26 protein-coding genes are annotated in these 23,130 nt (G+C 69.7%); 6 read left to right on the top strand and 20 right to left on the bottom strand.

Annotated features, from left to right (window positions below):
- Nucleotides 1–198: 198 nt before the first annotated feature.
- From OG737_RS17260 to OG737_RS17250, 3 genes are all read right to left on the bottom strand, one after another.
- A complete protein-coding gene (locus OG737_RS17260; protein WP_405681380.1) occupies nt 199–471 on the bottom strand; it encodes a DUF4229 domain-containing protein in 273 nt (90 codons plus the stop codon).
- Nucleotides 472–709: 238 nt separating this feature from the next.
- A complete protein-coding gene (gene mqnE, locus OG737_RS17255; RefSeq protein WP_266944315.1) occupies nt 710–1,873 on the bottom strand; it encodes an aminofutalosine synthase MqnE in 1,164 nt (387 codons plus the stop codon).
- Between the two features lie 52 nt (nt 1,874–1,925).
- Nucleotides 1,926–2,381: an Lrp/AsnC family transcriptional regulator gene (locus OG737_RS17250; RefSeq protein ID WP_328927043.1), complete on the bottom strand. Its 456-nt coding sequence runs from the start codon at nt 2,379–2,381 to the stop codon at nt 1,926–1,928.
- 122 nt (nt 2,382–2,503) lie between these two features.
- Between OG737_RS17250 and OG737_RS17245 the strand changes: the two genes are divergently transcribed.
- Nucleotides 2,504–2,638, top strand: a complete 135-nt coding sequence (locus tag OG737_RS17245; RefSeq protein WP_328927042.1) for a hypothetical protein — start codon at nt 2,504–2,506, stop codon at nt 2,636–2,638.
- Here the strand turns inward: OG737_RS17245 and OG737_RS17240 are convergent.
- Nucleotides 2,635–3,303 carry a UbiX family flavin prenyltransferase gene (locus tag OG737_RS17240; RefSeq protein WP_328927041.1) on the bottom strand — a complete coding sequence of 223 codons (669 nt, stop codon included), beginning with the start codon at nt 3,301–3,303 and terminating at the stop codon, nt 2,635–2,637. The genes OG737_RS17245 and OG737_RS17240 overlap by 4 nt on opposite strands.
- A gap of 90 nt (nt 3,304–3,393) precedes the next feature.
- Between OG737_RS17240 and OG737_RS17235 the strand changes: the two genes are divergently transcribed.
- Nucleotides 3,394–4,002, top strand: a complete 609-nt coding sequence (locus tag OG737_RS17235) for a rhomboid family intramembrane serine protease (RefSeq protein WP_405679030.1) — start codon at nt 3,394–3,396, stop codon at nt 4,000–4,002.
- On the opposite strand, the gene mqnP is transcribed toward OG737_RS17235, so the two are convergent.
- Genes mqnP through OG737_RS17215 form a run of 4 tightly spaced genes read right to left on the bottom strand, consistent with a single transcriptional unit; the run spans nt 3,999 to nt 7,241 of the window.
- On the bottom strand, nt 3,999–4,922 hold the full coding sequence (gene mqnP, locus OG737_RS17230; protein WP_405679032.1) for a menaquinone biosynthesis prenyltransferase MqnP: 924 nt from the start codon (nt 4,920–4,922) through the stop codon (nt 3,999–4,001). The two genes, OG737_RS17235 and mqnP, sit on opposite strands and share 4 nt — an antisense overlap.
- Entirely contained in the window at nt 4,919–5,323 is a 405-nt protein-coding gene (locus OG737_RS17225) for a hypothetical protein (protein ID WP_328927040.1), read from the bottom strand. Before OG737_RS17225 ends, mqnP begins: the two co-directional genes overlap by 4 nt.
- Entirely contained in the window at nt 5,320–5,790 is a 471-nt protein-coding gene (locus OG737_RS17220) for a hypothetical protein (RefSeq protein WP_405921728.1), read from the bottom strand. Before OG737_RS17220 ends, OG737_RS17225 begins: the two co-directional genes overlap by 4 nt.
- Nucleotides 5,787–7,241: a menaquinone biosynthesis decarboxylase gene (locus OG737_RS17215; protein ID WP_328927038.1), complete on the bottom strand. Its 1,455-nt coding sequence runs from the start codon at nt 7,239–7,241 to the stop codon at nt 5,787–5,789. The genes OG737_RS17220 and OG737_RS17215 overlap by 4 nt, the downstream gene beginning before the upstream one ends.
- 90 nt (nt 7,242–7,331) lie before the next feature.
- Here OG737_RS17215 and OG737_RS17210 point away from each other — a divergent pair, with 90 nt between their 5' ends.
- Nucleotides 7,332–7,634 (top strand): PLD nuclease N-terminal domain-containing protein, encoded by a 303-nt coding sequence (locus OG737_RS17210; protein ID WP_328927037.1) that lies wholly within the window; start codon nt 7,332–7,334, stop codon nt 7,632–7,634.
- Nucleotides 7,635–7,653: 19 nt separating this feature from the next.
- Here OG737_RS17210 and OG737_RS17205 read toward each other — a convergent pair whose 3' ends face one another.
- A complete protein-coding gene (locus tag OG737_RS17205) occupies nt 7,654–8,022 on the bottom strand; it encodes a cupin domain-containing protein (protein ID WP_405921727.1) in 369 nt (122 codons plus the stop codon).
- Between the two features lie 89 nt (nt 8,023–8,111).
- Here OG737_RS17205 and OG737_RS17200 point away from each other — a divergent pair, with 89 nt between their 5' ends.
- The gene (locus OG737_RS17200; protein ID WP_328927035.1) at nt 8,112–8,576 is read left to right on the top strand and encodes a MarR family transcriptional regulator; all 465 of its coding nucleotides are present in this window, start codon (nt 8,112–8,114) and stop codon (nt 8,574–8,576) included.
- 29 nt (nt 8,577–8,605) lie between these two features.
- Here the strand turns inward: OG737_RS17200 and OG737_RS17195 are convergent, their stop codons facing one another.
- From OG737_RS17195 to hemL, 8 genes are all read right to left on the bottom strand, one after another.
- A complete protein-coding gene (locus OG737_RS17195) occupies nt 8,606–9,133 on the bottom strand; it encodes an SRPBCC domain-containing protein (protein WP_405921726.1) in 528 nt (175 codons plus the stop codon).
- A 25-nt stretch (nt 9,134–9,158) separates the two neighbouring features.
- Nucleotides 9,159–10,235, bottom strand: coding sequence for a c-type cytochrome biogenesis protein CcsB (gene ccsB, locus OG737_RS17190; protein ID WP_405679037.1), 1,077 nt, complete (start codon nt 10,233–10,235; stop codon nt 9,159–9,161).
- Nucleotides 10,232–11,947 (bottom strand): cytochrome c biogenesis protein ResB, encoded by a 1,716-nt coding sequence (locus OG737_RS17185; RefSeq protein ID WP_405921725.1) that lies wholly within the window; start codon nt 11,945–11,947, stop codon nt 10,232–10,234. The genes ccsB and OG737_RS17185 overlap by 4 nt, the downstream gene beginning before the upstream one ends.
- A gap of 13 nt (nt 11,948–11,960) precedes the next feature.
- Complete coding sequence (locus OG737_RS17180; protein WP_328927031.1) at nt 11,961–12,734, bottom strand: cytochrome c biogenesis protein CcdA; 774 nt, start codon at nt 12,732–12,734, stop codon at nt 11,961–11,963.
- Nucleotides 12,735–12,738: 4 nt separating this feature from the next.
- Complete coding sequence (locus OG737_RS17175) at nt 12,739–13,380, bottom strand: TlpA disulfide reductase family protein (protein ID WP_328927030.1); 642 nt, start codon at nt 13,378–13,380, stop codon at nt 12,739–12,741.
- A 66-nt stretch (nt 13,381–13,446) separates the two neighbouring features.
- Nucleotides 13,447–14,694, bottom strand: coding sequence for a hypothetical protein (locus tag OG737_RS17170; RefSeq protein ID WP_328927029.1), 1,248 nt, complete (start codon nt 14,692–14,694; stop codon nt 13,447–13,449).
- Nucleotides 14,695–14,859: 165 nt separating this feature from the next.
- Nucleotides 14,860–15,540: a histidine phosphatase family protein gene (locus OG737_RS17165; RefSeq protein ID WP_328927028.1), complete on the bottom strand. Its 681-nt coding sequence runs from the start codon at nt 15,538–15,540 to the stop codon at nt 14,860–14,862.
- Nucleotides 15,537–16,859, bottom strand: coding sequence for a glutamate-1-semialdehyde 2,1-aminomutase (gene hemL / locus OG737_RS17160; protein WP_328927027.1), 1,323 nt, complete (start codon nt 16,857–16,859; stop codon nt 15,537–15,539). The genes OG737_RS17165 and hemL overlap by 4 nt, the downstream gene beginning before the upstream one ends.
- A gap of 307 nt (nt 16,860–17,166) precedes the next feature.
- Here hemL and OG737_RS17155 point away from each other — a divergent pair, with 307 nt between their 5' ends.
- On the top strand, nt 17,167–17,604 hold the full coding sequence (locus OG737_RS17155) for a hypothetical protein (RefSeq protein WP_030161262.1): 438 nt from the start codon (nt 17,167–17,169) through the stop codon (nt 17,602–17,604).
- A 761-nt stretch (nt 17,605–18,365) separates the two neighbouring features.
- A complete protein-coding gene (locus tag OG737_RS17150; protein ID WP_405921724.1) occupies nt 18,366–20,075 on the top strand; it encodes an ice-binding family protein in 1,710 nt (569 codons plus the stop codon).
- 93 nt (nt 20,076–20,168) lie between these two features.
- Here the strand turns inward: OG737_RS17150 and OG737_RS17145 are convergent, their stop codons facing one another.
- The 3 genes from OG737_RS17145 to OG737_RS17135 form a co-directional block, all read right to left on the bottom strand.
- A complete protein-coding gene (locus OG737_RS17145) occupies nt 20,169–21,089 on the bottom strand; it encodes a helix-turn-helix domain-containing protein (RefSeq protein ID WP_405679046.1) in 921 nt (306 codons plus the stop codon).
- A 1,207-nt stretch (nt 21,090–22,296) separates the two neighbouring features.
- On the bottom strand, nt 22,297–22,440 hold the full coding sequence (locus tag OG737_RS17140) for a hypothetical protein (protein WP_328930567.1): 144 nt from the start codon (nt 22,438–22,440) through the stop codon (nt 22,297–22,299).
- Between the two features lie 202 nt (nt 22,441–22,642).
- On the bottom strand, nt 22,643–23,041 hold the full coding sequence (locus tag OG737_RS17135; RefSeq protein WP_328927024.1) for a VOC family protein: 399 nt from the start codon (nt 23,039–23,041) through the stop codon (nt 22,643–22,645).
- Between the last annotated feature and the right edge of the window lie 89 nt (nt 23,042–23,130).

The raw sequence follows: 23,130 nt of genomic DNA, 5'->3' as shown, positions 1-23,130 counted from the left end.
GACATGGTGAACACGCTAACACTTCTCCTTTGAGAATCTCAAAGGCGTTCTTTGAGACAGGGGTGCACGGGCACGCGGTCCTCCCGCCCGGACCCGCGCCGCCCCACGTAAAACGCCGAACGCCCCAGCGCTACGGGTGGTATTCCCGGTGCTGGGGCGGTTCGGCGTGTGATGAACCCAACTGTGCCGACTGCGGCGTTACGAGTTCACGCGCGCCGCGTCGTCGGCCAGGTCCTCCTGGCTGCGGTTCTCGGCGAGCTTCTGCTTCGCACCCGCGACGCGTCCGGAGATCTGCACGGACATCTCGTCGCGCTGCTTGCGCAGGAGGACGAAGGAGAGCGGGGCGGACAGGACGAGGGCGAGCAGGACGATCCAGGCGACGTTCGCGTCCCCGAGCCCGGCGGGCACCCAGCCGAGACGGACCAGGCCGGACACGACGACGAGGCATCCGACGAAGATGCCCAGACGCATCGCGGTGTAGCGGATCGTTGCGCTCGGCTTGAGGGACACGGTGACCCCTTCTCTCTCGTCGTGGTCGTACGGCGGCACGTTCCCACCCAGTGAAGCACGCCGGGCCCCGGCTCCGGCCCGCTGGGGTCAGTGCAGCGGCAGCGGCATCCCGCGCCCGGACCCGGCGAAGCCCCGGCCCGCACAGCGGACCGGGGCTCCCGGGACTCCGGGATCACCGGAGCACGACGCGCACAGCGCGTCAGACGCGCATCGCCTGCGGCGTCTCGCGCAGCCCCGCGTCCGGGCCGGGGTACTCGCGGATGATCTCGTAGCGCGTGTTGCGCTCGACCGGGCGGAAGCCCGCTTCCCGGATCAGCTCCAGCAGGTCCTCACGACCCAGCTTGTTCGGGGTGCCGTAGTTGTCCGCGTCGTGCGTGATCTTGTACTCGACGACCGAGCCGTCCATGTCGTCCGCGCCGTGCTGCAGCGCGAGCTGGGCGGTCTGCACGCCGTGCATCACCCAGAAGACCTTGACGTGCGGCACGTTGTCGAACAGCAGCCGCGAGACGGCGAAGGTCTTGAGCGCCTCGGCGCCCGTGGCCATCGTCGTCCGCGCCTGGAGCTTGTTGCGTACCTTGCCGTCCTGCATGTCCACGAAGTCGTGCTGGTAGCGCAGCGGGATGAAGACCTGGAAGCCGCCGGTCTCGTCCTGGAGCTCGCGCAGCCGCAGCACGTGGTCCACGCGGTGGCGCGGCTCCTCGATGTGCCCGTAGAGCATCGTCGAGGGGGTCTTGAGACCCTTCGAGTGCGCGAGCCGGTGGATGCGCGACCAGTCTTCCCAGTGGGTGCGGTGGTCGACGATGTGCTGCCGGACCTCCCAGTCGAAGATCTCCGCGCCGCCGCCGGTGAGCGACTCCAGGCCGGCCTCGATCAGCTCGTCCAGGATGTCGGAGGCCGACATGCCGGAGATCGTCTCGAAGTGGTGGATCTCGGTCGCCGTGAACGCCTTCAGCGAGACGTTCGGCAGCGCCTTCTTCAGCTCGGAGAGCGAGCGCGGGTAGTAGCGCCAGGGCAGGTTCGGGTGCAGGCCGTTGACGATGTGCAGCTCGGTGAGGCTGTCGTTCTCCATGGCCTTGGCCAGGCGCACGGCTTCCTCGATGCGCATCGTGTACGCGTCCTTCTCGCCCGGCTTGCGCTGGAACGAGCAGTACGCGCACGAGGCGGTGCACACGTTCGTCATGTTGAGGTGGCGGTTGACGTTGAAGTGCACGACGTCGCCGTTCTTGCGCGTGCGCACCTCGTGGGCGAGGCCACCGAGCCAGGCCAGGTCGTCCGACTCGTAGAGGGCGATGCCGTCCTCACGGGTCAGCCGCTCGCCGGAGCGGACCTTCTCCTCCAGCTCGCGCTTGAGCCCAGCGTCCATCAGCCGGTCGCCTCCTCTAGATACCTGACCTGCAACCCGACCAACCGTACTCTCAGCCCTCCTCGGGCAGTTCCCCGACCCGGTTCTCCCACTTGGTGGAGAGCACGATGGTGGTACGGGTACGCGAGACGCCCCTGGTGCCGGACAGCTTGCGGATGATCTTCTCCAGGCCGTCCACGTCGCTGGCGCGCACCTTCAGCATGAAGGAGTCGTCACCCGCGATGAACCAGCAGTCCTCGATCTCCGCGAGGTCGCGCAGCCGGCGGGCCACGTCCTCGTGGTCGGCGGCATCGGAGAGCGAGATGCCGATCAGCGCCGTGACGCCGAGGCCGAGCTCGGCCGCGGCCACCGTCGCGCGGTAGCCGGTGATGACGCCGGCCGTCTCCAGCCGGTTGATGCGGTCGGTGACGCTGGGGCCGGAGAGGCCCACGAGACGGCCCAGCTCCGCGTACGAGGCACGACCGTTCTCGCGAAGTGCCTGGATGAGCTGCCTGTCCACCGTGTCCATTACGTGGAGCCTTCCATTATTCGGCGATCCTGCAAGTTTAGGTATAGAATCTAAGGCATGCAGGGTAAACGCCCTGCGAAATCTTTCAGCAGATCAATAACGATCTTCAGGAGTGGTTCACCGTGTACACGATCGAGATGGCCTACGCACACATGCGACAGCTCCAGGAGCTGGCCAACCGATCCCGTGCCCACCAGCCCGCCGCCGCCCACCGCATCGACAAGGCCCGCAAGCCGGGCCGGACCAAGAAGGCCTAACCCTGAGGGCGGGATCCACCGAGGTCCCCCTCCCAACGGCGGTACAGCCGGTGCGGCACCCCTGCCGCGTCCAGCACCCGCCCCGCGACGAAGTCCACCAGGTCCTGGATGTGCGTCGCACCCGCGTAGAACGCCGGAGAGGCGGGCAGCACGATCGCGCCCGCCTCGTCCAGCGCCACCAGATGCTTCAGCGTCTGCCCGTTCAGCGGGGTCTCCCGCACCGCGACCACCAGCCGGCGCCGCTCCTTGAGCGTTACGCTCGCGACCCGCTGGAGCAGGTCCTTCGACAGCCCGAGCGCCACCCCCGCCACGCAGGCCGTGGACGCGGGGACGATGAGCATCCCCTTGACGGGGTACGAGCCCGAGCTCGGACCGGCCGCCAGGTCCCCGGCGCCCCAATACCGGACATCGCCCTCGAACGGTGCGAAGGTTCCCGGCTTGCCGTCGGCGCCGTATGTCAGCCACTGCGTCAGATCGTCGCGCCAGTGCGCGTCGCGGAAGGCGATCCCGGTCTCGTCCAGCAGAGTGAGGCGTGAAGCCCGGCTGACCACCAGGTCGACGCTCTCCCCCGCCGCGAGCAGCCCGCGGAGCACGGCCGCCGCGTACGGCGTCCCGGACGCCCCGGAAACCCCGACCACCCACGGGGTGCGCTTGCGCTCAGTCATACCTCCGAGACTATCCGGCCACCACGGGCGGGCACTCGCTATGGTGGCCGGACGTTCCAGGGGGTGGGACGCACGACGAAGGGGACGACGGTGAGCACGGCTCAGGACACCTGGACGCAGACCGGCCGCGCGAAGGCCGCGGCCAAGCTGATGCTCGGCTGGGTGGCCCTCCTGTGGCTGATCGAGGCCGTCGATTTCGCCACCGGCCACGCCCTGGACCCGTACGGGATCACCGCGCGCAGCGTCGATGGACTCAGCGGCATCCTCACCGCCCCGTTCCTGCACTTCGGCTTCGCGCACGTGGCGGCCAACAGCGTCGCCCTGCTGATCTTCGGCTTCGTCGCCGCGCTCAGCGGCATACGCCACTTCCTGGCCGTCTGCGCCATCGTCATCCTCGGGGACGGGATCGGCATCTGGCTGATCGCCCCCTCGCACGCCAACACCGCCGGCGCCTCGGGCCTGGTCTTCGGCCTCTTCGGCTACCTCGTGGTCCGCGGCTTCGTCGAGCGCAAGGCCCTCGGCATCGCGGTGGGCGTGGTGATCGCCGCGATCTGGGGCGGCTCGTTCCTCCTCGGCGTCCTGCCGACGGACACCGCGGTCAGCTGGCAGGGCCACCTCTGCGGCCTCGCGGTGGGCGTCCTGACGGCCCTGTTCTTCCGCCGCCCGGTCCGTCCGGCGGCCCGGGGCCAGTTGGTCTAGAAGGTCAGACCGCGGCCCACGAGGTCGAGCAGGGCGCACACGAAGAGGGCGATGCCGATGAAGCCGTTGACCGTGAAGAAGGCGCGGTTCAGGCGGGACAGGTCGTGCGGCTTCACGATGGTGTGCTCGTAGCAGAAGGCACAGGCGACGATCGCCAGGCCCGACCAGAACAGGACGCCCGCGTCCGTGGCGAGGGCGTACCAGACCAGCAGGGCCGTGGTCACGACGTGCGCGCCGCGGGCCCCCCAGAGGGCGGCCGGGACGCCGAAGCGGGCCGGGACGGACTTGACGCCCTCCGTGCGGTCCGCGGCCACGTCCTGGGAGCCGAAGATCAGGTCGAAGCCGCCGATCCACACGCCCACCGCGAGCCCCAGGATCACCGCGTCCCAGGACCACTCGCCGGTGACCGCCAGCCAGGCCCCGACCGGGCCGATCGCCTGGGCCAGGCCCAGGATGGCGTGCGGGAAGTTCGTGAACCGCTTGCCGTACGGGTACACCACCATGGGGACCACCGCGACGGGCGCCAGCGCCAGGCAGAGCGGGTTCAGGAGCGCCGCCGAGCCGAGGAAGACGGCGAGCGCGATCCCGGCCCCGGTCCACGCGGAGCGGACGGAGACCGCGCCGGTGACCAGCTCGCGGCCCGCGGTGCGCGGGTTGCGGGAGTCGATCTCGCGGTCGATGATCCGGTTGGCGGCCATCGCGAAGGTCCGCAGGCCCACCATGCAGGTCGTGACGAGCAGCAGCCTGCCCCAGTGCACGTCCCGGTCGAGCTGGAACATCGCGGTGAGCGCGGCGATGTAGGCGAAGGGCAGCGCGAAGACCGAGTGCTCGATCATCACGAGCCGCAGGAAGGCCTTGACCTTGTTGCCGGCCTCGGGCGAAGGGCCGGGCCCGACCACTCCGTCGGCGGTGGTCATCATGCGAGGTCCTTCCGGAACTGTTCGAGTTCGGCCCTCAGCCCGTCGAGCGGAACCGGCCCTATCTCCATGTCGAGGTGATTGGTCTCGTCGTGCCCCATCGGGGTCAGCCGGACCACGAAGGCGAGGGCCTCCCCGCCGTCCACCGGTATGACGGCCAGCCTCAGTGGGTTGCCGCGGCCCTCGCTCACCTCGGCCCGGAAGGCCTCGGGTTCGGCGGCGCCAGTGCGGGCCAGCAGGAGCTCGGCGAAGGCGGAGACCTCCTCGGCCTCCACGTACGCCTCGAAGTCCGCGGTGAACTCACTGCCCCAGTCGGCGGTGACCCGCCAGCCGTCGGACGGCTGCTCGGGAGCGGTGAGCGCGACCCAGACCTCGTCGCCACCGATCCGCAGTCTCGGGGTCACGCCAGGCTCCGGCGGAAGTCCTCGAGGTCGGCCAGGAGCGGGGCGAGGGGCAGGGGGCCGATCTCCAGGGAGACCGTGGGCGCCCCCTCGGGCTCGGGCGGGGTGACGTGGGCCGTGAAGGCGTAGGCCTCGCCGGCTGCCGGGCGGGCGTCGAGCCGCAGGACCGGCCCGGCCTCGACGGTGAACGGCTCCCCGGTGCCCAGGGCGGTGTGCAGCTGCTCCGCGAAGTGGTCGGCCTCGGCATCGCGCAGGCCGGGCAGCTCGAAGCCGCCATCGGCCTCGAATGTGTCGTCCACCACCAGGGCCCACACGTCGCCGGGGCCCGCGAACTCCTCGGGCGAGACGCCCGCCTGTTCGGCGGCCGCCCGGACGCCCGGGTCCGCCGGATCGAGCTCCGGGCGCACGAGGAGCACGAACGTCGTGTCGCCGCCGATGAACAGCGCCGGGCCACCCATTGCGGTACTCACAGCCCGTACTCCTTCCAGCGGCGGTCCACCAGGGCCGCCGTCGCCGGGTCCGACTCGACCATGTCGGGCCAGCCGCCGTCGCGGGTGTAGCCCTCCTCGGGGAGCTTCTTGGTGGCGTCGATGCCCGCCTTGCCGCCCCAGAACTGCTGGTACGAGGCGTGGTCCAGGTGGTCCACCGGGCCCTCCACGACCGTCAGGTCGCGGGAGTAGTCCGTGTTGCCGAGCGCCCGCCACGACACCTCGTGCAGGTCGTGGACGTCGCAGTCGGCGTCCACCACGATGATCAGCTTGGTCAGCGACATCATGTGCGCGCCCCAGATGGCGTGCATGACCTTCTGCGCGTGCTTGGGGTACTTCTTGTCGATCGAGACGATCGCGCAGTTGTGGAAGCCGCCCGACTCGGGCAGGTGGTAGTCCACGATGTCCGGCACGATGATCTTGAGCAGCGGGAGGAAGAAGCGCTCCGTCGCGCGGCCCAGCGGCCCGTCCTCGGTCGGCGGCCGGCCGACCACGATCGACTGGAGCAGCGGGCGCCTGCGCATCGTCACGCAGTCGATCTTCAGCGCGGGGAACGGCTCCTGCGGGGTGTAGAAGCCGGTGTGGTCGCCGAAGGGGCCCTCCGGGAGCGTCTCGCCCGGCTCCAGCCAGCCCTCGATCACGACCTCCGCGTTGGCCGGGACCTGGAGCGGCACGGTCTTGCAGTCGACCATCTCGATCCGCTTGCCCGCGACGAAGCCGGCGAAGAGGTACTCGTCGATGTCGCCGGGCAGCGGCGCGGTGGACGCGTACGTCACTGCGGGCGGGCAGCCGAAGGCGATCGCGACCGGCAGCCGCTCGCCGCGCTTGGCGGCGACCGCGTAGTGGTTGCGGCTGTCCTTGTGGATCTGCCAGTGCATGCCGATGGTGCGCTTGTCGTGGCGCTGGAGGCGGTAGAGGCCGAGGTTGCGCACGCCGGTCTCGGGGTGCTTGGTGTGGGTGAGGCCGAGGTTGAAGAAGGAGCCGCCGTCCTTGGGCCAGGTGAAGAGCGCCGGCAGCTGGTCGAGGTCCACGTCGTCGCCGGTGAGGACGACCTCCTGGACCGGGGCCTCGCCCTTGATCTTCTTCGGCGGCACGTGGACCATCGAGCCGAGCTTGCCGAAGGCCTCGCGGACGCCGATGAAGCCCTGGGGCAGCTCCGGCTTGAGCAGGCCGCCGATCTTCTCGCTGATCTCGCCGTAGGACTTCAGGCCGAGGGCCTTCAGAAGGCGGCGGTCGGTGCCGAAGACGTTCATGGCCAGCGGCATCGCCGAGCCCTTGACGTTCTCGAAGAGGAGGGCCGGACCCCCCGCCTTGTTCACTCTGTCGACGATCTCCCCGACCTCCAGGTACGGGTCGACTTCGGCCTTGATGCGCTTGAGGTCGCCCTCCCGCTCCAGAGCCCGGAGCAGCGAGCGGAGATCGTCGTAAGCCATGGGGGCAAGTATCCGTCACCAACTACCCTGGATCTGTCACCGGGGCCCGCTGCGGGCCCGCCGCCACTGCCCGGGAGTCGGTCCCACACCGTGCTGCGCTATCTGCCGTTCCTGCTGATCCTCGCGCTGACCATCTACGCCTTCATCGACTGCCTGAACACGCCGGAGGAAGAGGTCAAGCACCTGCCCAAGGTGGTGTGGGTGATCATCATCCTGCTCTTCTCCATCGTCGGGCCGGTGGTGTGGCTGGCCGCGGGCAAGAAGCGCTCCGCGGTCGGCGGCGGCCGGGCGCGCCGGGCACAGTGGGTCGCGCCCGACGACAACCCGGAGTTCCTGAAGTCGCTGCGCGACGAGCAGGAGAAGAAGAAGGACACCGGCAAGGACAAGGACTAGCCCGGACCAGGTCGGCCGTTCACTGCGCCCAGGGCAGGACGCGGGTGCCCTCGGTGCCCGGGACCGAGGCCACGCCGTCCGCGCGCATGGCGACGTAGGCCTCGAAGGACTCGGTGGCGTGGATCCGGCGGAGTACGTCCGGGGGCAGGACCAGGGTCTGGCCCGCGGTGACCTTCTCGGTGCGGCCACCGTCCCAGGTGATCTCCAGCGATCCGGCCGTGAGCGTCCAGATCTGCTCGCGGCTGACGGAGTGCTCGGGGCCGGTCGCGCCGACGGGCATGTCGACGTGCCAGGTGCTGAGTTCGGCGCTGCCCCGGCTGGGGGCGGCCAGGCCGGTCATGGTGGCGTTCGGAGAGACGGTGACGTGCTCGGGAGACGTGGTGATCACGTGCAAGGCGGTTCCTCACGATCTGCGAGTCAAGGAGCTTTACTTGTCATGAGTAAAGCAGATTGACTCATGTGTGTCACCATGTTTCCGTGACCGGAGACGAAGACGAGGGTGTCGAGCTGGCCTTCCTGCTCGGCCTGGGCTTCCAGCTGCTGCTGGGCGAGTTCACGCGGCGGGTGGCCGAGGCCGGATACGCCGACCTGCGGCCCCAGCACGGGATGGCCTTCCAGGTACTCAAGGGCCCCGGAGCCACCGCTTCCGAGCTCGCCGAGCGGCTCGGAGTGACGAAACAGGCCGCCGGCCAGCTCGTGGACGACCTGGAGAAGCGCGGCTACGTCCGCCGCGAGCCGCACCCCGAGGGCGGCCGCCGCAAGCTGGTCGTGCTGACCCCGGCGGCCGTCGACCACCTGGCCGTCGCGGGCCGCATCCTGCACCAGCTGGAGGACGAACTCGGCCGCAGCGCCGATCTCCCCGCCCTGCGCGGCGAGCTCTGGCGCGTCGTGCGCACCCTCAACGGGGACGCGGAACTGCCGGCCCTGCGGCCGGTGTGGTGAGCGGGCGAGCTGGGTGAGCGGGTGAGCGCCTACGTCCTGGACAGGGCCGCGTAGTCCTCGCACAGCTCGCCCCGGCGCGCGCCCGTCCACAGGACCCAGTCGACCGGCTGCCCGGCGAGCGCGGACTCCAGCAGTTCGAAGTGGTCGTGCCAGACCGCGAGCCAGTCCAGGCGGTCGGCCTCGGCCTCGTCCGCCCCGGCCCGGTCGTCCACGCGGCGCTCGTTCACGAACCGGATGACGGTCGAGTCCGTCCCCACCGGTTCCAGGTGGAAACGGATCCGCTCGTCCCCGCCCAGCGTGTACTCCACGACCCGCTCGACGTCCCAGGCCGTGACGCGGCCGGTCTCCATCGTCGGGCTGCCCAGCCGGTGCATCGTGACCTCCCCGCCGAGCCTGCGCTCCAGGACCTCCGCCTCGGCCAGCCAGCCGCGCAGCCCGTCCGACGTGGTCAGGGCGGGCCACAGCTCCTCGTACGCGTACGGGAGGTGCAGCTCGAAGCGGATCCGCAGGCGGCCGCCGCCGGGGCTCTCGCTGGTGCCATGGCTCACAGGAGGCATGACACCAGCGTCCCACTCCCGCCGGTCAGACGCCCGCGTACGAGTGCTTGCCGCTGAGCAGGATGTTCACGCCGTAGTAGTTCCAGATCCAGCAGGCGAAGGCGAAGAGCGCGAGGTACGCGGCCTTGCGGCCCTTCCAGCCGGCGGTGGCGCGGGCGTGCAGGTAGCAGGCGTACGCCACCCACGTCACGAAGGACCAGACCTCCTTGGGGTCCCAGCCCCAGTAGCGGCCCCAGGCGTCGCCCGCCCAGATCGCGCCCGCGATGATCGTGAAGGTCCACAGCGGGAAGACGGCCGCGTTGATGCGGTACGAGAACTTGTCGAGCGAGCTCGCCGAGGGCAGCCGCTCCAGCACGGAGGAGGCGAACCGGCCCGGCTTGCCGCCGCCCGCGATCTTGGCCTCGTAGGAGTCGCGGAAGAGGTACAGGACCGCTCCGGCCGCGCCGATGTAGAAGACGGCGCCGCAGAAGATCGCGGTGGAGACGTGGATCCACAGCCAGTACGAGTGCAGGGCCGGGACCAGCTGGTCACTGTCGGTGTAGAGCCAGGTCACGGCGATGCCGAGGTCCAGCAGGACGGTGGTGACCAGGATCAGGCCGAGCCAGCGGACGTTCTTCTTCAGCGCGAGGAGCACCAGGTACGCGCCGACGGCCACCGTGGAGAAGGTGATCGAGAACTCGTACATGTTGCCCCAGGGGGCCCGCTGCACCGACATCGCCCGGGCGACGACGCCGGCCGCCTCGATGAGGAAGGCGAGCGCGGTCAGCGAGACCGCGATCCGCCCGTACAGGTCACCCTGCTCGGTGCCGCCCGCGGCGCCCGGGCCGTCGGGCACGTCGCGCGTGCCCGCGGCGGAGCGTGTGACGACCTGCGGTTTGTCGAGGACGGCCGTACCGCCCCCCTTGCTGCGGACCTGCACGGCGGGTGCGGGTGCGGCGGCGGTCAGCGCGGCGGCCGTACGGGCCACCTTGCTGCGGCTGCCGAAGGTCCACTCGGCGATGTGCGCGAAGAAGGCGAGCATGTAGACCGCCATCGACGAATAGACCAGGTAGTTGCTGATCTGAGCCAGGTTCTCGTTGGCTGCGGCAGCGAGCGGCGTCATCCGCGCTCTCCTTCGGTGGTTTCTTCGACAGGTTCGGCGGGCGTCGCGGTCGGCGCCTGCTCGTGCAGGGTGGCGGCGAGCTCGGCCAGCTCCTCCGGGAGCCGGGTGGACTCGCTGCGGCCGAGGCCGGCCATCTCGACGACGGTGACACCGTCCTCGCCGCGCACCGCGCGCACCCAGACCCGGCGGCGCTGGATGAACAGCGACCCGGCCAGGCCCGCGATGGCGGCGATCGCGCCCGCGAGGGCGAGGCCGCTGCCGGGCTGGTGGGTGACGGAGAAGGTGGCCCACCGCTCGATGCCCTCGAACTTCACGGTGCCCGCGCCGTTCGGCAGGACCATCGACTCGCCGGTCGCCAGCTTCTGCTTGAACAGCTGGCCCGACTCGTCCTTGAACGACTGCATCTTTGCGGTGTCCAGCTGGTACACGTTCTGCGGCAGACCCGAGTCGACGCCGAGGCTGCCGTGCCAGGCGCTGAGCATGAGCCGCGGATTACCCAGCTCCGGGAACTGCGAGAACATCACGCCCTGGCCCTCGCCGGCGAACGTCGGGACGAAGACGGCGTTGAAGCCGAGCTGCTCCTTCCTGCCGTCCTTGTCCTTGTAGCCGTCGGTGACCTTGACGGCTCCGGTGGAGGTGAGGTTGCCGTCCTGGGGGAGCATCGGCACGGCGTCCTTGAAGATCACCTTGCCGGCGGGGTCGGTCACCGAGATGACCGGTGCGTAGCCGTGCCCGAGCAGGTAGACCTTGGAGCCGTCGACCTGAAGGGGCTCGTTGACCTGGATCTCGCGCTTCTGCGGCTTGCCGGCCGCGCCCTCGCTGAAGGTGACGTACGCCTTGAAGTCGCGCGGGGTGCCCCGCTGCGGGCCGCTCTTCTCGTACGTCGCGTCGAACCTGTCCAGGGTGAACGAGAAGGGCGGCAGGTCGTCGGGGTCGAAGAGGGTGCCGTACTTGAAGTCGTCGTACTGGGTGAGCGTGTTCGAGAAGCCGCTGCCGCGCAGGACGAGCTTGCCGCCCTCGGACTTGAAGTACTGGCCCCAGGCGAAGGCCACCAGCATCACGATCAGCGCCACGTGGAAGGCCAGATTGCCGGCCTCGCGCAGGTAGCCCTTCTCCGCGGCGACGGAGTTCCCCCCGCCCGCCTCGGTGCGGAAGCGCCGCCCGCCGAGCACCGTCCCCGCGTACGAGAGCACCTCGTCCGGGGACTTGTCCGTGCGCCACGTCGTGTACACGGGCAGCCGGTCCAGGCGCTTGGGGGCGGCCGGCGGCCGGCCGCGGAGCTGGCCCACGAACTGCCAGGAGCGCGGCAGGATGCAGCCGATCAGCGAGATGAACAGCAGCAGGTAGATCGCGGAGAACCACACCGAGCTGTAGACGTCGAAGAGCTGGAGCTTCTCGGCGACGCCCACCCAGGACGGGTTGTCCCGCTTCCAGACGGCGACCTTCATCGCGTCGACGTTGGTCTGCGGGATGAGGGAGCCCGGGATCGCGCCCAGGGACAGCATGAAGAGCAGGATCAGCGCCACTCGCATGGAGGTCAGCTGCCGCCAGAACCAGCGGGCCCAGCCGATCACCCCGATGCCGACGGCCGGCCCGGTGGGGCTGTCCTCCAGCGGGGCGGTGGAGAGCTGGGCGCCGGCCGCGCCGAGCTCGGGCTCGGCGGGGTCTTCGGAGCGCGGCGCCTCGGTGGACGCGTTGTCGGTCGTACTCATGTCCGTTTAGTCCTCAGATCCCCACCGTGAAGCGTTGGGTCCAGCTCTGCATGTCGCTGACGATGCTGGCCCACATTCCTGTGACGAGCAGCAGACCGGTCAGGATCAGCATGCCTCCGCCGATGCGCATCACCCACGCATAGTGCTTCTTCACCCATCCGAATGCGCCGAGCGCCTTGCGGAAGGCGATCGCGGTGAGGATGAACGGCAGGCCGAGTCCGAGGCAGTAGGCGACGGTCAGCAGGGCGCCCCGGCCGGCGCTCGCCTGGTCGAGGGAGAGCGTGGTGACGGCCGCGAGGGTCGGGCCCATGCAGGGGGTCCAGCCGACGCCGAAGAGCACGCCCAGCATCGGGGCGCCGATCAGACCTGCCGTCGGCTTCTTGTGGAAGCGGAACTCCCGCATCGTCAGACCCGGGATCGCGCCCATGAAGAAGAGACCCAGGACGATCACCAGGCCGCCCAGGACCCGGGAGATGATCTCGTTGTTCTCCCGGAGGGTCTCGCCGAAGTAGCCGAAGAGCGCTCCGGTGGAGACGAAGACGGTGGTGAAGCCGGCGATGAACAGGAGCGCGCCCGCCAGCATCCGCCCGCGCCGGGCCTCGGCGAGGTCGGCGCCGCTGACGCCGGTCACGTAGGAGAGGTAGCCGGGGACCAGCGGGAGCACGCAGGGCGAGAAGAAGGAGACCATTCCGGCGAGGACCGAGATGGGCAGCGCCAGCAGCAGCGCCCCGCTCAGGACCGTGGTGTTCACGCCGGTCGCCTCGGCGGCGAGTGCGTACTCGACCACGGGGTCACTGCTCCGCGAGGATCGGGTCGATCATCGAGCGGAGTTGCTCCTCGCCCACCGGGGCCAGGGTGCGGGCGGCGATCTTGCCCTCCTTGTCGAGGATGATCGTGGAGGGGATCGCATTCGGGTTGAGGGTGCCCTTGGGGAAGCGGAGCATCAGCTTCCCGGCGGGGTCGTAGAGGCTCGGGTAGGCGATCCCGAAGTCCTCCTCGAACGAGGTCGCGTTCTGCATGCTGGTGTCACGGGTGTTGATGCCGACGAAGGCGACGTCCTTGCCGGCGTCGGCCAGCTCCTTGGAGACCTTCGCGAAGCCGGGGGCCTCGGCGCGGCACGGCGGGCACCACGAGCCCCAGACGTTGAGGACGACGACCTTGCCCTTGAGGGTGGCGGTGTCGAAGGTCTTGCCGTCGACGGTCCCGCCGTCGAGCTTCGGGGCCTCGTCCCGCTCCCCCTTGGCCACCGTGGCGATGCCGCTCGGGCCGGTGACGTAGTTGCCACCGGAGCCGGTGGCCTTGCCGCCGTCGTCCGAGCCGCCGCAGGACGTCAGGGTCATGACGCCCGCGACGGTCACCGCGGTCAGCAGGGTGGCACGGCCGCTGGTCGAGCGGCGGCTGTTTCGACTGGCACGGGCGCGGCTGAGGCTCATGTGAAAAGTTTCGCATGAGCAATTTGTGGATCTACCGCACCCCCCGGCGGGGTGTCGACGCCCTGGTCAGGCGGCGGTGAGGTACGCCGCCCAGCCGACGCCGGGCGACTGGCCGGGGCCGAGGGCGCGGAGCTTGGCGAGCACCTTGGGGTCCTGGACGTCCAGCCAGTCGGTGAACTGCCGGAAGGATACGAGGCGTACATCCCTTTTGTCCGCCATGCCCTTGAGTGCCTCCTCGACGGCGTCCATGTAGATGCCGCCGTTCCACTCCTCGAAGTGGTTGCCGATGAAGAGGGGCGCGCGGTTGGTCTCGTAGGCCCGCCGGAAGCCGCCGAGGTAGGTGGCGGTGGCCTGGGTGCGCCAGCCCGGGTAGTTGGCGGGCACGCCCCTGGTGGTGTTCTTCGACTGGTTGGCGAGGATGTTGTAGTCCATCGAGAGCACCTCGAAGGAATGCCCGGGGAAGGGCAGGGACTGCAGCGGCAGGTCCCAGACGCCCGACCTCTTCACCGGCCAGACCTGCAGACCGCCGGGCGAGCTGGAGTCGTAGCGCCAGCCCAGCTTCTGGGCGGTCGCCAGCAGGCTGTCCTGGCCGAGCAGGCACGGGGTGCGGGCTCCGGTCAGTTCCTTGCGGTAGTCGAAGGGCAGGGGTTCGAGGTCGGTGAAGCCGGTGTTCGTGCGCCAGTTGGTGACGAAGGACACGGCCTGGTCGATCTCGCTCTGCCAGTCGTCCGGGGTCCACCTGCCGACCGAGCCGGAGCCGCCGCAGAAGTGGCCGTTGAAGTGAGTGCCTATCTCGTGCCCGTCGAGCCACGCCTGGCGGACGTGACCGAGGGTGGAGCGGACGTTCTCGTCCTTGAGGTAGCCGATGTCCGAGGCGCCGACGGGGTTGTTCGGCGGCCGGTAGAGGCCCTTCTTCGACTCGGGCAGCAGGTAGAGGCCGGAGAGGAAGAAGGTCATGGCCGCGCCGTGGTCCTTGGCGAGCTTGAGGAAGCGGGGGAAGAGGCCGTTTCCGACCTCCCCCGCGCCGTCCCAGCTGAACACGACGAACTGCGGCGGGGTCTCGCCCGGCTGGAGGGGCACGGCCTTGGCGGGCTGGTTGGGCTGCGGACCGGTGTCGGCGGTGGAGCCGTCACCAATGGGCCTGGCCGGCGGCCCCTCCCCCGGCTTAGGGTTCTTGACCGGCCCGGGCTTGCCCAGCTCGGCCTTGCTGCCGCCACCGCCCAGGCCGCAGCCGGCGATGCCGACCGCGGCCGCGGCGGTGGCCGCGGCACCGAGTCCGAGTCCGAGCATTCCCCTTCGACTGAAGTCGCGCATGCCACCGTCCCGTCGTCAGATCCCAAAGCTCATGTTCCGTCATATAAACGGACAATTAGCCTGAGCTTGTGCGCTGACACGGTGATTCCCGCGCGTCTTGTATTTATTTAGGCAAATCTGTAACGGATCGTCACAGATTGTGGATCATCAGGAGCGGCTCGCACCTCACGCGCCGAAGGCCTTGGACTTGCCCTTCACCGGCTTCGCCCCGGCCAGCAGATGCGCCGGCACCAGATCCCGGGCCGGCTCGCTGTAGCCCACGGACACCAGCTGGTCGCCCTGGAACGTGAAGGACGTCATCGAGGCGAGCGTGCACTGGCGGCGCCGCGGGTCGTGCCACAGCCGCCGCTTCTCCGCGAAGCTGCGCACGATCCAGATCGGCAGCTGGTGGCTGACCGCCACCGCCTCGTGGCCGCGGGCCGCGTCGCGCGCGGCCTCCAGCGCGCTCATCATCCGGACCACCTGCTCGACGTACGGCTCGCCCCAGGAGGGCTTGAACGGGTTCGTCAGGTGCTTCCAGTTGCCGGGCTTGCGCAGCGCGCCGTCGCCGACGCCGAAGGTCTTGCCCTCGAAGACGTTCTCCGCCTCCAGGAGCCGCCGGTCCGTGGCCAGGTCCAGACCGTGGATCTTGGCGATCGGCGCGGCCGTCTCCTGCGCCCGCTCCAGCGGCGAGGACACGACGTAGGCGATGTCCCGGTTCTCCAGGTGCTCGGCGACCCGGTCGGCCATCTGCCGACCCAGCTCGGACAGGTGATAGCCGTCCCGGCGCCCGTAGAGGACCCCGTCCGGGTTGTGCACCTCCCCGTGGCGCACCAGGTGGACGACGGTGATCTCGCTGCTGCTCATGCGGTGGCCTCCGCGGCGGCCCGGGCGGCGGCCGGCAGGGCGGCCGCGATCCGCTCGACCGCCCGCTCGTCGTGGGCGGTGGACACGAACCAGGACTCGAAGGCGGACGGCGGCAGGTAGACGCCCTGCGCCAGCATCGAGTGGAAGAAGCCGTTGAAGCGGAAGGACTCCTGCTTCTTGGCGTCGTCGTAGTTGCGGACCTCGTCCTCGGTGAAGAAGACGGAGAACATGTTGGACGCGGTCTGCAGCCGGTGCGCCACGCCCTCCTTGGCGAGCGCCGCGGTGACCAGGCCCTGGATCTCCTTCGAGACCGCGTCGACCTTCTCGTACGCGGCCGCGTCCAGCAGGCGCAGCTGCGCGAGGCCCGCGGCGGTGGCGATCGGGTTACCGGAGAGCGTGCCCGCCTGGTAGACCGGGCCGGCCGGAGCCAGGTACCCCATGACGTCCGCGCGGCCGCCGAAGGCAGCCGCCGGGAAGCCGCCGCCCATGACCTTGCCGAAGGTCATCAGGTCCGGCTTGACCCCGTCGACGCCGTACCAGCCGGCGCGGCTGGTACGGAAGCCCGTCATGACCTCGTCGGAGATGTACAGGGCGCCGTTCTCGCGGCACAGGTCCGCGAGACCCTGGTTGAAGCCCTCGGCCGGGGTCACGACGCCCATGTTGCCGGGCGCGGCCTCGGTGATCACGCAGGCGATCTCGCCGGGGTGCGCGGCGAAGGCTGCCCGGACCGCGTCGAGGTCGTTGTAGGGCAGGACGATCGTGTCGCCGGCCTGCGCGCCCGTGACACCGGGCGTGTCCGGCAGCGCGAAGGTCGCGAGCCCGGAACCGGCGGCGGCCAGCAGCGCGTCCACATGGCCGTGGTAGCAACCGGCGAACTTCACGACCTTGGCCCGGCCGGTGAAGCCGCGCGCCAGGCGGATCGCCGACATCGTGGCCTCCGTCCCGGAGGACACGAGCCGCACCTGCTCGACGGGGGCGACGCGCGCGACGATCTCCTCGGCGAGCGCGACCTCGCCCTCACCGGGCGTACCGAAGGAGGTACCACGGGCGACGGCCGCCTGGACGGCCTCGATCACCTCGGGGTGGGAGTGGCCGAGGATCATCGGCCCCCACGAGCACACGAGGTCGACGTACTCCCGGCCGTCGGCGTCGGTGAGGTACGGACCGGTGCCGGACACCATGAACCGGGGCGTACCGCCCACGGCTCGGAAGGCGCGCACCGGAGAGTTCACGCCGCCGGGGGTCACGAGGGAGGCGCGCTCGAAGAGCGTCTGCGAAACTGGGGCTTCATACGGGTACGGGTAGCTCACACCAGCCATGGTCTCAGAGGCCGCGACAGACTTGCGGACGGGCGTTTCACCGCGCCGCCGCGGGGGAGGTCACTGCCATGATGATCAGGCTGCGTGGCGGGGGCCACGGGGCCGGGGCAAGCAATACCAGTCGGGTGGATATATGCAACGCGGTGGTGGACCGGGCGAGGGTACGGACGGCCTCGACCCCCAGCGCGCCCGCGAAGCCCGCGAATCCCGCCGCCGGGGCAAGCACCGCCGCCGCTCCACCGAGGCGCCCGACGCGATCCCGGGACCCGCGGAAGCACCGGACGACGACACGCCCAGGGGCCGCGGCATGGGAGTGACGTACAAGTACTTCGGCGCCCCGGACGGCGCCACGGCGGCCCGGGTCCCGGTCACGATGCGGCCGGAGGAACTCGGCGGCGACGAACTGGGCATGGGCGGCCTGTTCACCAAGATCAAGCCGGAGACGGTGGCCGCGATGGTCCTGACCGGCATCGAAGGCATACCGCTCCACAAGGTGCCCCCGCTGGAACTGGTCGTCCTCCACCCCGACTACGCGGTCGTCAAGCTCCCGATGACGGTGGTCGACCCGCTGCGCGGCATCGGCGAGGAATCGGTCGGCGCGGCCGCGTTCATCTGGTCCACGGTCCCGGACCGCGGCGGCCCGCGCGACGCGTTCAACGTCTACCAGCTCCTCCACGAGTGGCAGGACTTCAGCCACCGGCTGCATGAGGCCGGGCATCAGCCCTATTGCCTCGTGTGGCCCTGACCTGGTCTTTCGTCAAGCGGCCAGGGCGCCCTGAGAGCACACGGCTGAGGCGCGAAGAGGACCTGCACGACGAGACGCCCTGACCGGAGAACCACTCACCCACACGTCCAGAGCCCGGCCGGTGCGCAGTCACACCGACCGGGCTCCGTCACGTCCCGCCCGACGCCGGCCTTGAGGCTCGCGGCCGCACACGCCGCCGACGTCACGGCTCATCGATACCGATCACCGCACCCGGCGGGTACGGCGAGTGCGCCACACCTCCACGGGCGGCCAGTTCAGCGATGCGGCGGTAGGGGGCGTCGGCGCGCTCTCCACTTTGAGGACACACCGGATTCGCACGGGCGAGCGGCACACGCGGGTCCCTGACGCCGCGTCACTCACATAGACCATTTTTTCTGATTTACAGCGTATTGCTGTGAAATATGCGTGACTACTCCCGCGTGACGGCGTATCACTACCTCGGGCAAGGAGTCGCTCTCGGTCCCCGCTCAGGGGGGAGCCTGCGCGCCGGTGCAGGTAGGGGACTTGCGGCCCTGAGTAGCCATCGTCGCGGGCGCTCGGGATCTTCCTTCGGGAGGACTGAGACCCGAAGCAACAAGAAAGGTCCTGCTATGGCACTGGATGTCATCCGGTCGGGTCCACCCGACAGAAGACCTCAACGCAATATGTTCAAACGGGCAGCCCTCGTCATGCTCCCCGCAGCGCTGCTGGCGGCGTCGGCCACCATGCTCTCGAGCCTCGCTCACGCTGCAGAAGCCCCCGTGGGACTGGGGACCGCCACCAACTACGCGGTCCTGGCCGGTTCAACCATCACCAACACGAACCCGACCATCATCAACGGCGACCTGGGGCTCCACCCGGGCACGTCAGTGACCGGCTTTCCGCCCGGCACCGTCAACGGAACGCAGCACGTAACCGACGCCGCCGCCGCGCAGGCGAAGTCCGACCTCGTGGTCGCCTACAACGATGCGGCAAGCCGGGGACCCGGGACCGCCACTTCGGCGGACATCGGCGGACAAACGCTGGCGCCCGGCGTCTACACGGCCTCGTCGACACTGGCCATCACCGGGACGGTCACTCTCGACGGCCAGAACAACCCCGACGCCGTCTTCATCTTCCAGATTCCGTCGACCCTGACGACGGCTCCGGCGAGCGTCGTGGCCTTCATCAACGGAGCGAATGCCTGCAACGTGTTCTGGCAGGTGGGCAGCTCCGCCACCATCGACACGACCTCCCAGTTCAAGGGCAACATCCTGGCCCTTACGTCCATCACGCTGAACAACAGCGCCGTGATCGAAGGCCGCGCCCTGGCGCGTAACGGCGCGGTCACCATGGACAACAACACCATCACGAGGGCGGCCTGCGCCGTTGGCCCGCCTGGACCTCCCGGGCCGAGCGGGCCTCCCGGACCGACAGGCTCGCCTGGCCCGACGGGCTCTCCCGGCCCGACCGGCGCCCCCGGCCCCACCGGCGCCCCCGGCCCCGATGGCAGCCCCGGCGCCCCTGGCGCTCCCGGTGCTCCCGGCGCCCCCGGCCCGACCGGCAGCCCTGGCGCCCCCGGTGCCCCCGGTGCTCCCGGCCCCGACGGCAGTCCCGGTGCCCCCGGCCCGACGGGTGCCCCCGGCCCGAGCGGCAGCCCCGGCGCCCCCGGTGCCCCCGGCGCTCCCGGCCCCGACGGCAGTCCCGGTGCCCCCGGCCCGACGGGTGCCCCCGGCCCGAGCGGCAGCCCCGGCGCCCCCGGTGCCCCCGGCGCTCCCGGCCCCGACGGCAGTCCCGGTGCCCCCGGCCCGACGGGTGCCCCCGGCCCGAGCGGCAGCCCCGGCGCCCCCGGTGCCCCCGGCCCCGACGGCGCTCCCGGCCCCACCGGTTCCGCAGGACCCGCAGGACCCGTAGGACCTGCCGGACCCGCCGGACCCGCCGGACCCGCAGGACCCGCCGGACCCGCAGGACCCGCCGGACCCAAGGGGCCTCGCGGTGACAAGGGCGAAAGCGGCGACTCAGGCGATCACGACCACGGTCATGGTCACGACGATGACGAGGGCAACGAGGGCAACGAGGGCGACGAGGGCGACGAGGGCGAGCACGGTCGCGACGACGACCACGGCAAGCCCGGCCACGGCCACCACGACCACGACCACGGCAAGCCCGGCCACGACCACGACGACGGCGACCAGGGCAAGCCCGGCCACGACCAGGGCAAGCCCCCGTGGGCCGACTTCCTGCCCGGCGGCCTCGACGATGTTCTGCGCCCCTTCGGTCCCGGCCACACGGCGAAGAGCGTCAACTTCGCCCCGGTGAGCGCCACCACCGCCCGGCAGTCGAAGGAGGCGTCGCCAGACCTTGCCGCGACCGACTCAAGCAGCGAGGGCGGCATCGTGGCCGCCACTGCCGCCGCGCTGGCATTCATCGGAGGCTCGGCCTTCTTCGCCATGAAGCGGACCCGCCGAGGCACGGCAACCCGACAGGATTAGCCCGTCGCAGGCAGGAGCCGAAGCTCGATCAACCACATAGGCCGTCCGGTCCGCCGTTCGGCGGCTGAGCCCCTGGACACATCGTCCGGGGGCTCAGTGGCGCTCACGGGTTCGGCAAAACAGCGCGCGGGCGTCTGGCCAGGATTCTGTGCCGGCGTACGCCTTGACGGCTTCCTCGATGAAATTCCGGGTACGGTCCGGGCTCAGCGCCTGGGCCTGCAAGTGCGCGTACATATCGCTGTAACGCCGCACGTCGGATCGTTTCTCCAGATAGAGGTCGCTGGTGAACCTTTCCAGATACACCACGCCCACATCGGCGGCGTCGACGAACTCGAGCAGCGCGAACTGTCCCGAGACGCCCGGGTGCGCACCCACATCGTGAGGGAGAACCTGCATGGTGATGTGCGGCTGGGCGCTGAGGCGGGTCAGATGGTCCAGCTGCTCGCGCATGACCTCACGGCTGCCCACGCCGCGCCGCAGCGCCGATTCGTCCAGCACGACCCATAGGCGCAGCGGGTTGCCCGGGGCGCGCAGCTGGTCCTGGCGCCGCATCCGCACCTGCAAGCGTGCGGTGGCCTGTTCGGCAGTGGCATGAGGGATCGTTCCTGCGATGACCGCTCGCGCATAGGCGGGGGTCTGCAGCAGGCCTGGAATCACCAGGGGCTCGTAGATCCGGATCGCGGCCGCCTCGGCCTCCAGGCCGATGTAGGCGCCGTACGTGATGTCTTCGTAGGCGTTCCACCAGCCCTGCTGACCCGATTCCTGGGCCATCCGCATCAGATGGTCAACGCGCCGCTGATCCCGGACTCCGTACAGCGCGCAGAGATCTCGCACATCGCGCGGCTTGATGAGGCGGCGACCGTTCTCCAGCAGACTGATCTTGGGCTGGGAGATCAGCAGGCGTGCCGCCACCTGCTGCGTCGTCATACCGCTGATCTCCCGCAGCCGACGTAGCTCCGACCCAAGTCGGCGCCTGCTGACGGTGGGGTTGAGAGTGACACCCACGAGGCGCATACCTCCGCTTCCAAGAACCTTGCGCTGACAAGCAGATTGCCACGGCCGGGGCAGCTGAAACCGCCTTGACCCCGCGTCATGCACGGTGAGTCACGCCGGGCGCCGAGCGACCTGAATTTCGCATTACATCTCACCCGGCTGACCATATTTTCCGGTCGCAATAAACAAGAAGCGGAATATCACCCGGAGTGACCCCTAGAAATCGAACTTCCACACGCCAGACCGCAATGTCTGCGAATAGCGGATTGCGCGGAAACCGCCCAAATGAACCGCAATCCGATACAGGTTTCTACGCAATATGCCAGCACCAGAGAGCCTGCCCCGTGATCTCTGGCTCGCCGGTACGGCGCACAACGCCGGCCTGGATCCCTACGGCCACCGCCCTGATGATCACCCTCGCCCCCAGCCGCTGACACGGCGGCCAGGGCCGCCGCCAGGCCAACACGGTCGCACCGTACGCATGGTCTCCGTCGGCATCCACGCCGGCCACGACAGAATCTGGCACGCTCCGCGCCCGGGCGTCCGAGTCCGGCTGGAACGAGTCTGGAGCGGACGTATCCGCTACGGGCGCGCCACCTGATCTCCCGGGCGACGGAGGCCCGCATCGCTGCGAAAAGTCCCTGATGCCGGAGATCCGCCACAGGCATAACATGGTGGATGGGTCATCGCACTCTCACGTGCGGCGGCCTGGAAGGGCGGCCCCGGCGTGTGAATGTGCCGGGGCCGTTGTGTCAGCGTGGTCCCGCCACAGGGTCCTCCTGTTCGTCCTTCTCGTGGCCGTCGTCCTGGGGCTGATCGGCGCGGTGGCGGAAGGCGTGTTCTATCTCCTGATCATCGCCATCCTGCTCGCGGTGGCCGACGTGGCCTTCATCGCCACACGACGGTCCCGGCGATCGCATCGCCGGGACCTTCGTCAGCGCTGCGGCCGGAAAGGTTCGCCCGGACGCGGCGTCCGATGCGGTGCATCACAAGGCGGGGGGCCGCTGCTCGTACTGGACGTACTTGCGCGGGCCCGGGGCCGTGACCCGGCGGACCTTGCCGGTCACAGAACTAGCACCGGCCGCGGCGTTCTGCGTCCGCGTCCGTCCATTTCCCGGAACGGGCGCCCACCCCAACGAGGGGTCCTGCCGGACACGGGCCACTACACCCTCGAAGAATCGCCCGGCCCTCGCGACGGCTGTCGAACGGTTCCTCGGCCGCTGAGGCTTCAGGATCGGGCTGCCGGGTCGGCGGCACCGCCGTCCTCGCGTTCGGGTGTGGCGACGATATCCGGGACACGCACGTCCGGCAGCGACCCCATCAGGTCCGGGTCGAAGAAATAGCTCACGTCATCCCACAGAAGATCAGCCACACCGTCATGCTGCCTCCCCGATCCAACGCAGCCCCGTTTCCCTTGACCAAAGAGATAGGGGCACCCCCGGTCAGCTGCCGATCGCAAATCGGCCACTTCGTGCGACGAAGAAGGCAAATTCTCTTTTTAGCAAGGCTAGTTGATGATCGAAATTGGGTGTTTGCTCGCGCATTTCAGCAGCATTTCGCGAGGAAGCGCCAGGTCAGCCCTGCATGGCGGGACGGTAGAACTCCATGGCGATGTTGTCCGGATCCCTGAAGTTGAGATGGAGCCCGGACGGGTCCTCGACGATGCCCGAGTGCGCGATGCCCCGCTCGTCCAGCTGGGACTCCCAGGCCTCCAGCGCGGCACGGTCCGCGACGTGGAACGCGCAGTGGTCCAGTCCGACCCGAGCCGGGTCGAAGGCGTCCGCGCCGTTCGTCGCCGCGTGCCTGCGGAAGCCGAGGACGATGACCGGTGAGGCAATGGCCGCGAACGGGCCGTACTCGTCCTCCACATCGAGAACCGTCTGCGTGTCCAGCAGCTGGTTGTAGAACTCCGCGCTGCGTTTCACATCGCTCACCGTCAGGGTGAGGTGCCCGATCCCAAGGGTCTCAGGCATGGACGCCACCTCCTCTCGGTGGTGCGCTGTCTCCCTTCCGATGCTACGCCGGCGCCTTTCACGGACTGTGGTCGTCTGGCAGCCTGGGC

This window comes from Streptomyces sp. NBC_00122 (assembly GCF_045160845.1).
GTDB lineage: Bacteria > Actinomycetota > Actinomycetes > Streptomycetales > Streptomycetaceae > Streptomyces.
Note: the sequence above shows the minus strand (reverse complement) of the source record. Positions and strands in the feature narration are given on the sequence as shown.

Excerpts from the sequence above, each read along its gene's own strand:
- OG737_RS17260 (WP_405681380.1), bottom strand. The coding sequence starts at position 471 with ATGCGTCTGGGCATCTTCGTCGGATGCCTCGTCGTCGTGTCCGGCCTG.
- mqnE (WP_266944315.1), bottom strand. The coding sequence starts at position 1,873 with ATGGACGCTGGGCTCAAGCGCGAGCTGGAGGAGAAGGTCCGCTCCGGC.
- OG737_RS17250 (WP_328927043.1), bottom strand. The coding sequence starts at position 2,381 with ATGGACACGGTGGACAGGCAGCTCATCCAGGCACTTCGCGAGAACGGT.
- OG737_RS17240 (WP_328927041.1), bottom strand. The coding sequence starts at position 3,303 with ATGACTGAGCGCAAGCGCACCCCGTGGGTGGTCGGGGTTTCCGGGGCG.
- mqnP (WP_405679032.1), bottom strand. The coding sequence starts at position 4,922 with ATGATGACCACCGCCGACGGAGTGGTCGGGCCCGGCCCTTCGCCCGAG.
- OG737_RS17215 (WP_328927038.1), bottom strand. The coding sequence starts at position 7,241 with ATGGCTTACGACGATCTCCGCTCGCTGCTCCGGGCTCTGGAGCGGGAG.
- OG737_RS17195 (WP_405921726.1), bottom strand. The coding sequence starts at position 9,133 with ATGCCTCCTGTGAGCCATGGCACCAGCGAGAGCCCCGGCGGCGGCCGC.
- ccsB (WP_405679037.1), bottom strand. The coding sequence starts at position 10,235 with ATGACGCCGCTCGCTGCCGCAGCCAACGAGAACCTGGCTCAGATCAGC.
- OG737_RS17185 (WP_405921725.1), bottom strand. The coding sequence starts at position 11,947 with ATGAGTACGACCGACAACGCGTCCACCGAGGCGCCGCGCTCCGAAGAC.
- OG737_RS17175 (WP_328927030.1), bottom strand. The coding sequence starts at position 13,380 with ATGAGCCTCAGCCGCGCCCGTGCCAGTCGAAACAGCCGCCGCTCGACC.
- OG737_RS17170 (WP_328927029.1), bottom strand. The coding sequence starts at position 14,694 with ATGCGCGACTTCAGTCGAAGGGGAATGCTCGGACTCGGACTCGGTGCC.
- OG737_RS17165 (WP_328927028.1), bottom strand. The coding sequence starts at position 15,540 with ATGAGCAGCAGCGAGATCACCGTCGTCCACCTGGTGCGCCACGGGGAG.
- hemL (WP_328927027.1), bottom strand. The coding sequence starts at position 16,859 with ATGGCTGGTGTGAGCTACCCGTACCCGTATGAAGCCCCAGTTTCGCAG.
- OG737_RS17155 (WP_030161262.1), top strand. The coding sequence starts at position 17,167 with ATGGGAGTGACGTACAAGTACTTCGGCGCCCCGGACGGCGCCACGGCG.
- OG737_RS17145 (WP_405679046.1), bottom strand. The coding sequence starts at position 21,089 with ATGCGCCTCGTGGGTGTCACTCTCAACCCCACCGTCAGCAGGCGCCGA.
- OG737_RS17135 (WP_328927024.1), bottom strand. The coding sequence starts at position 23,041 with ATGCCTGAGACCCTTGGGATCGGGCACCTCACCCTGACGGTGAGCGAT.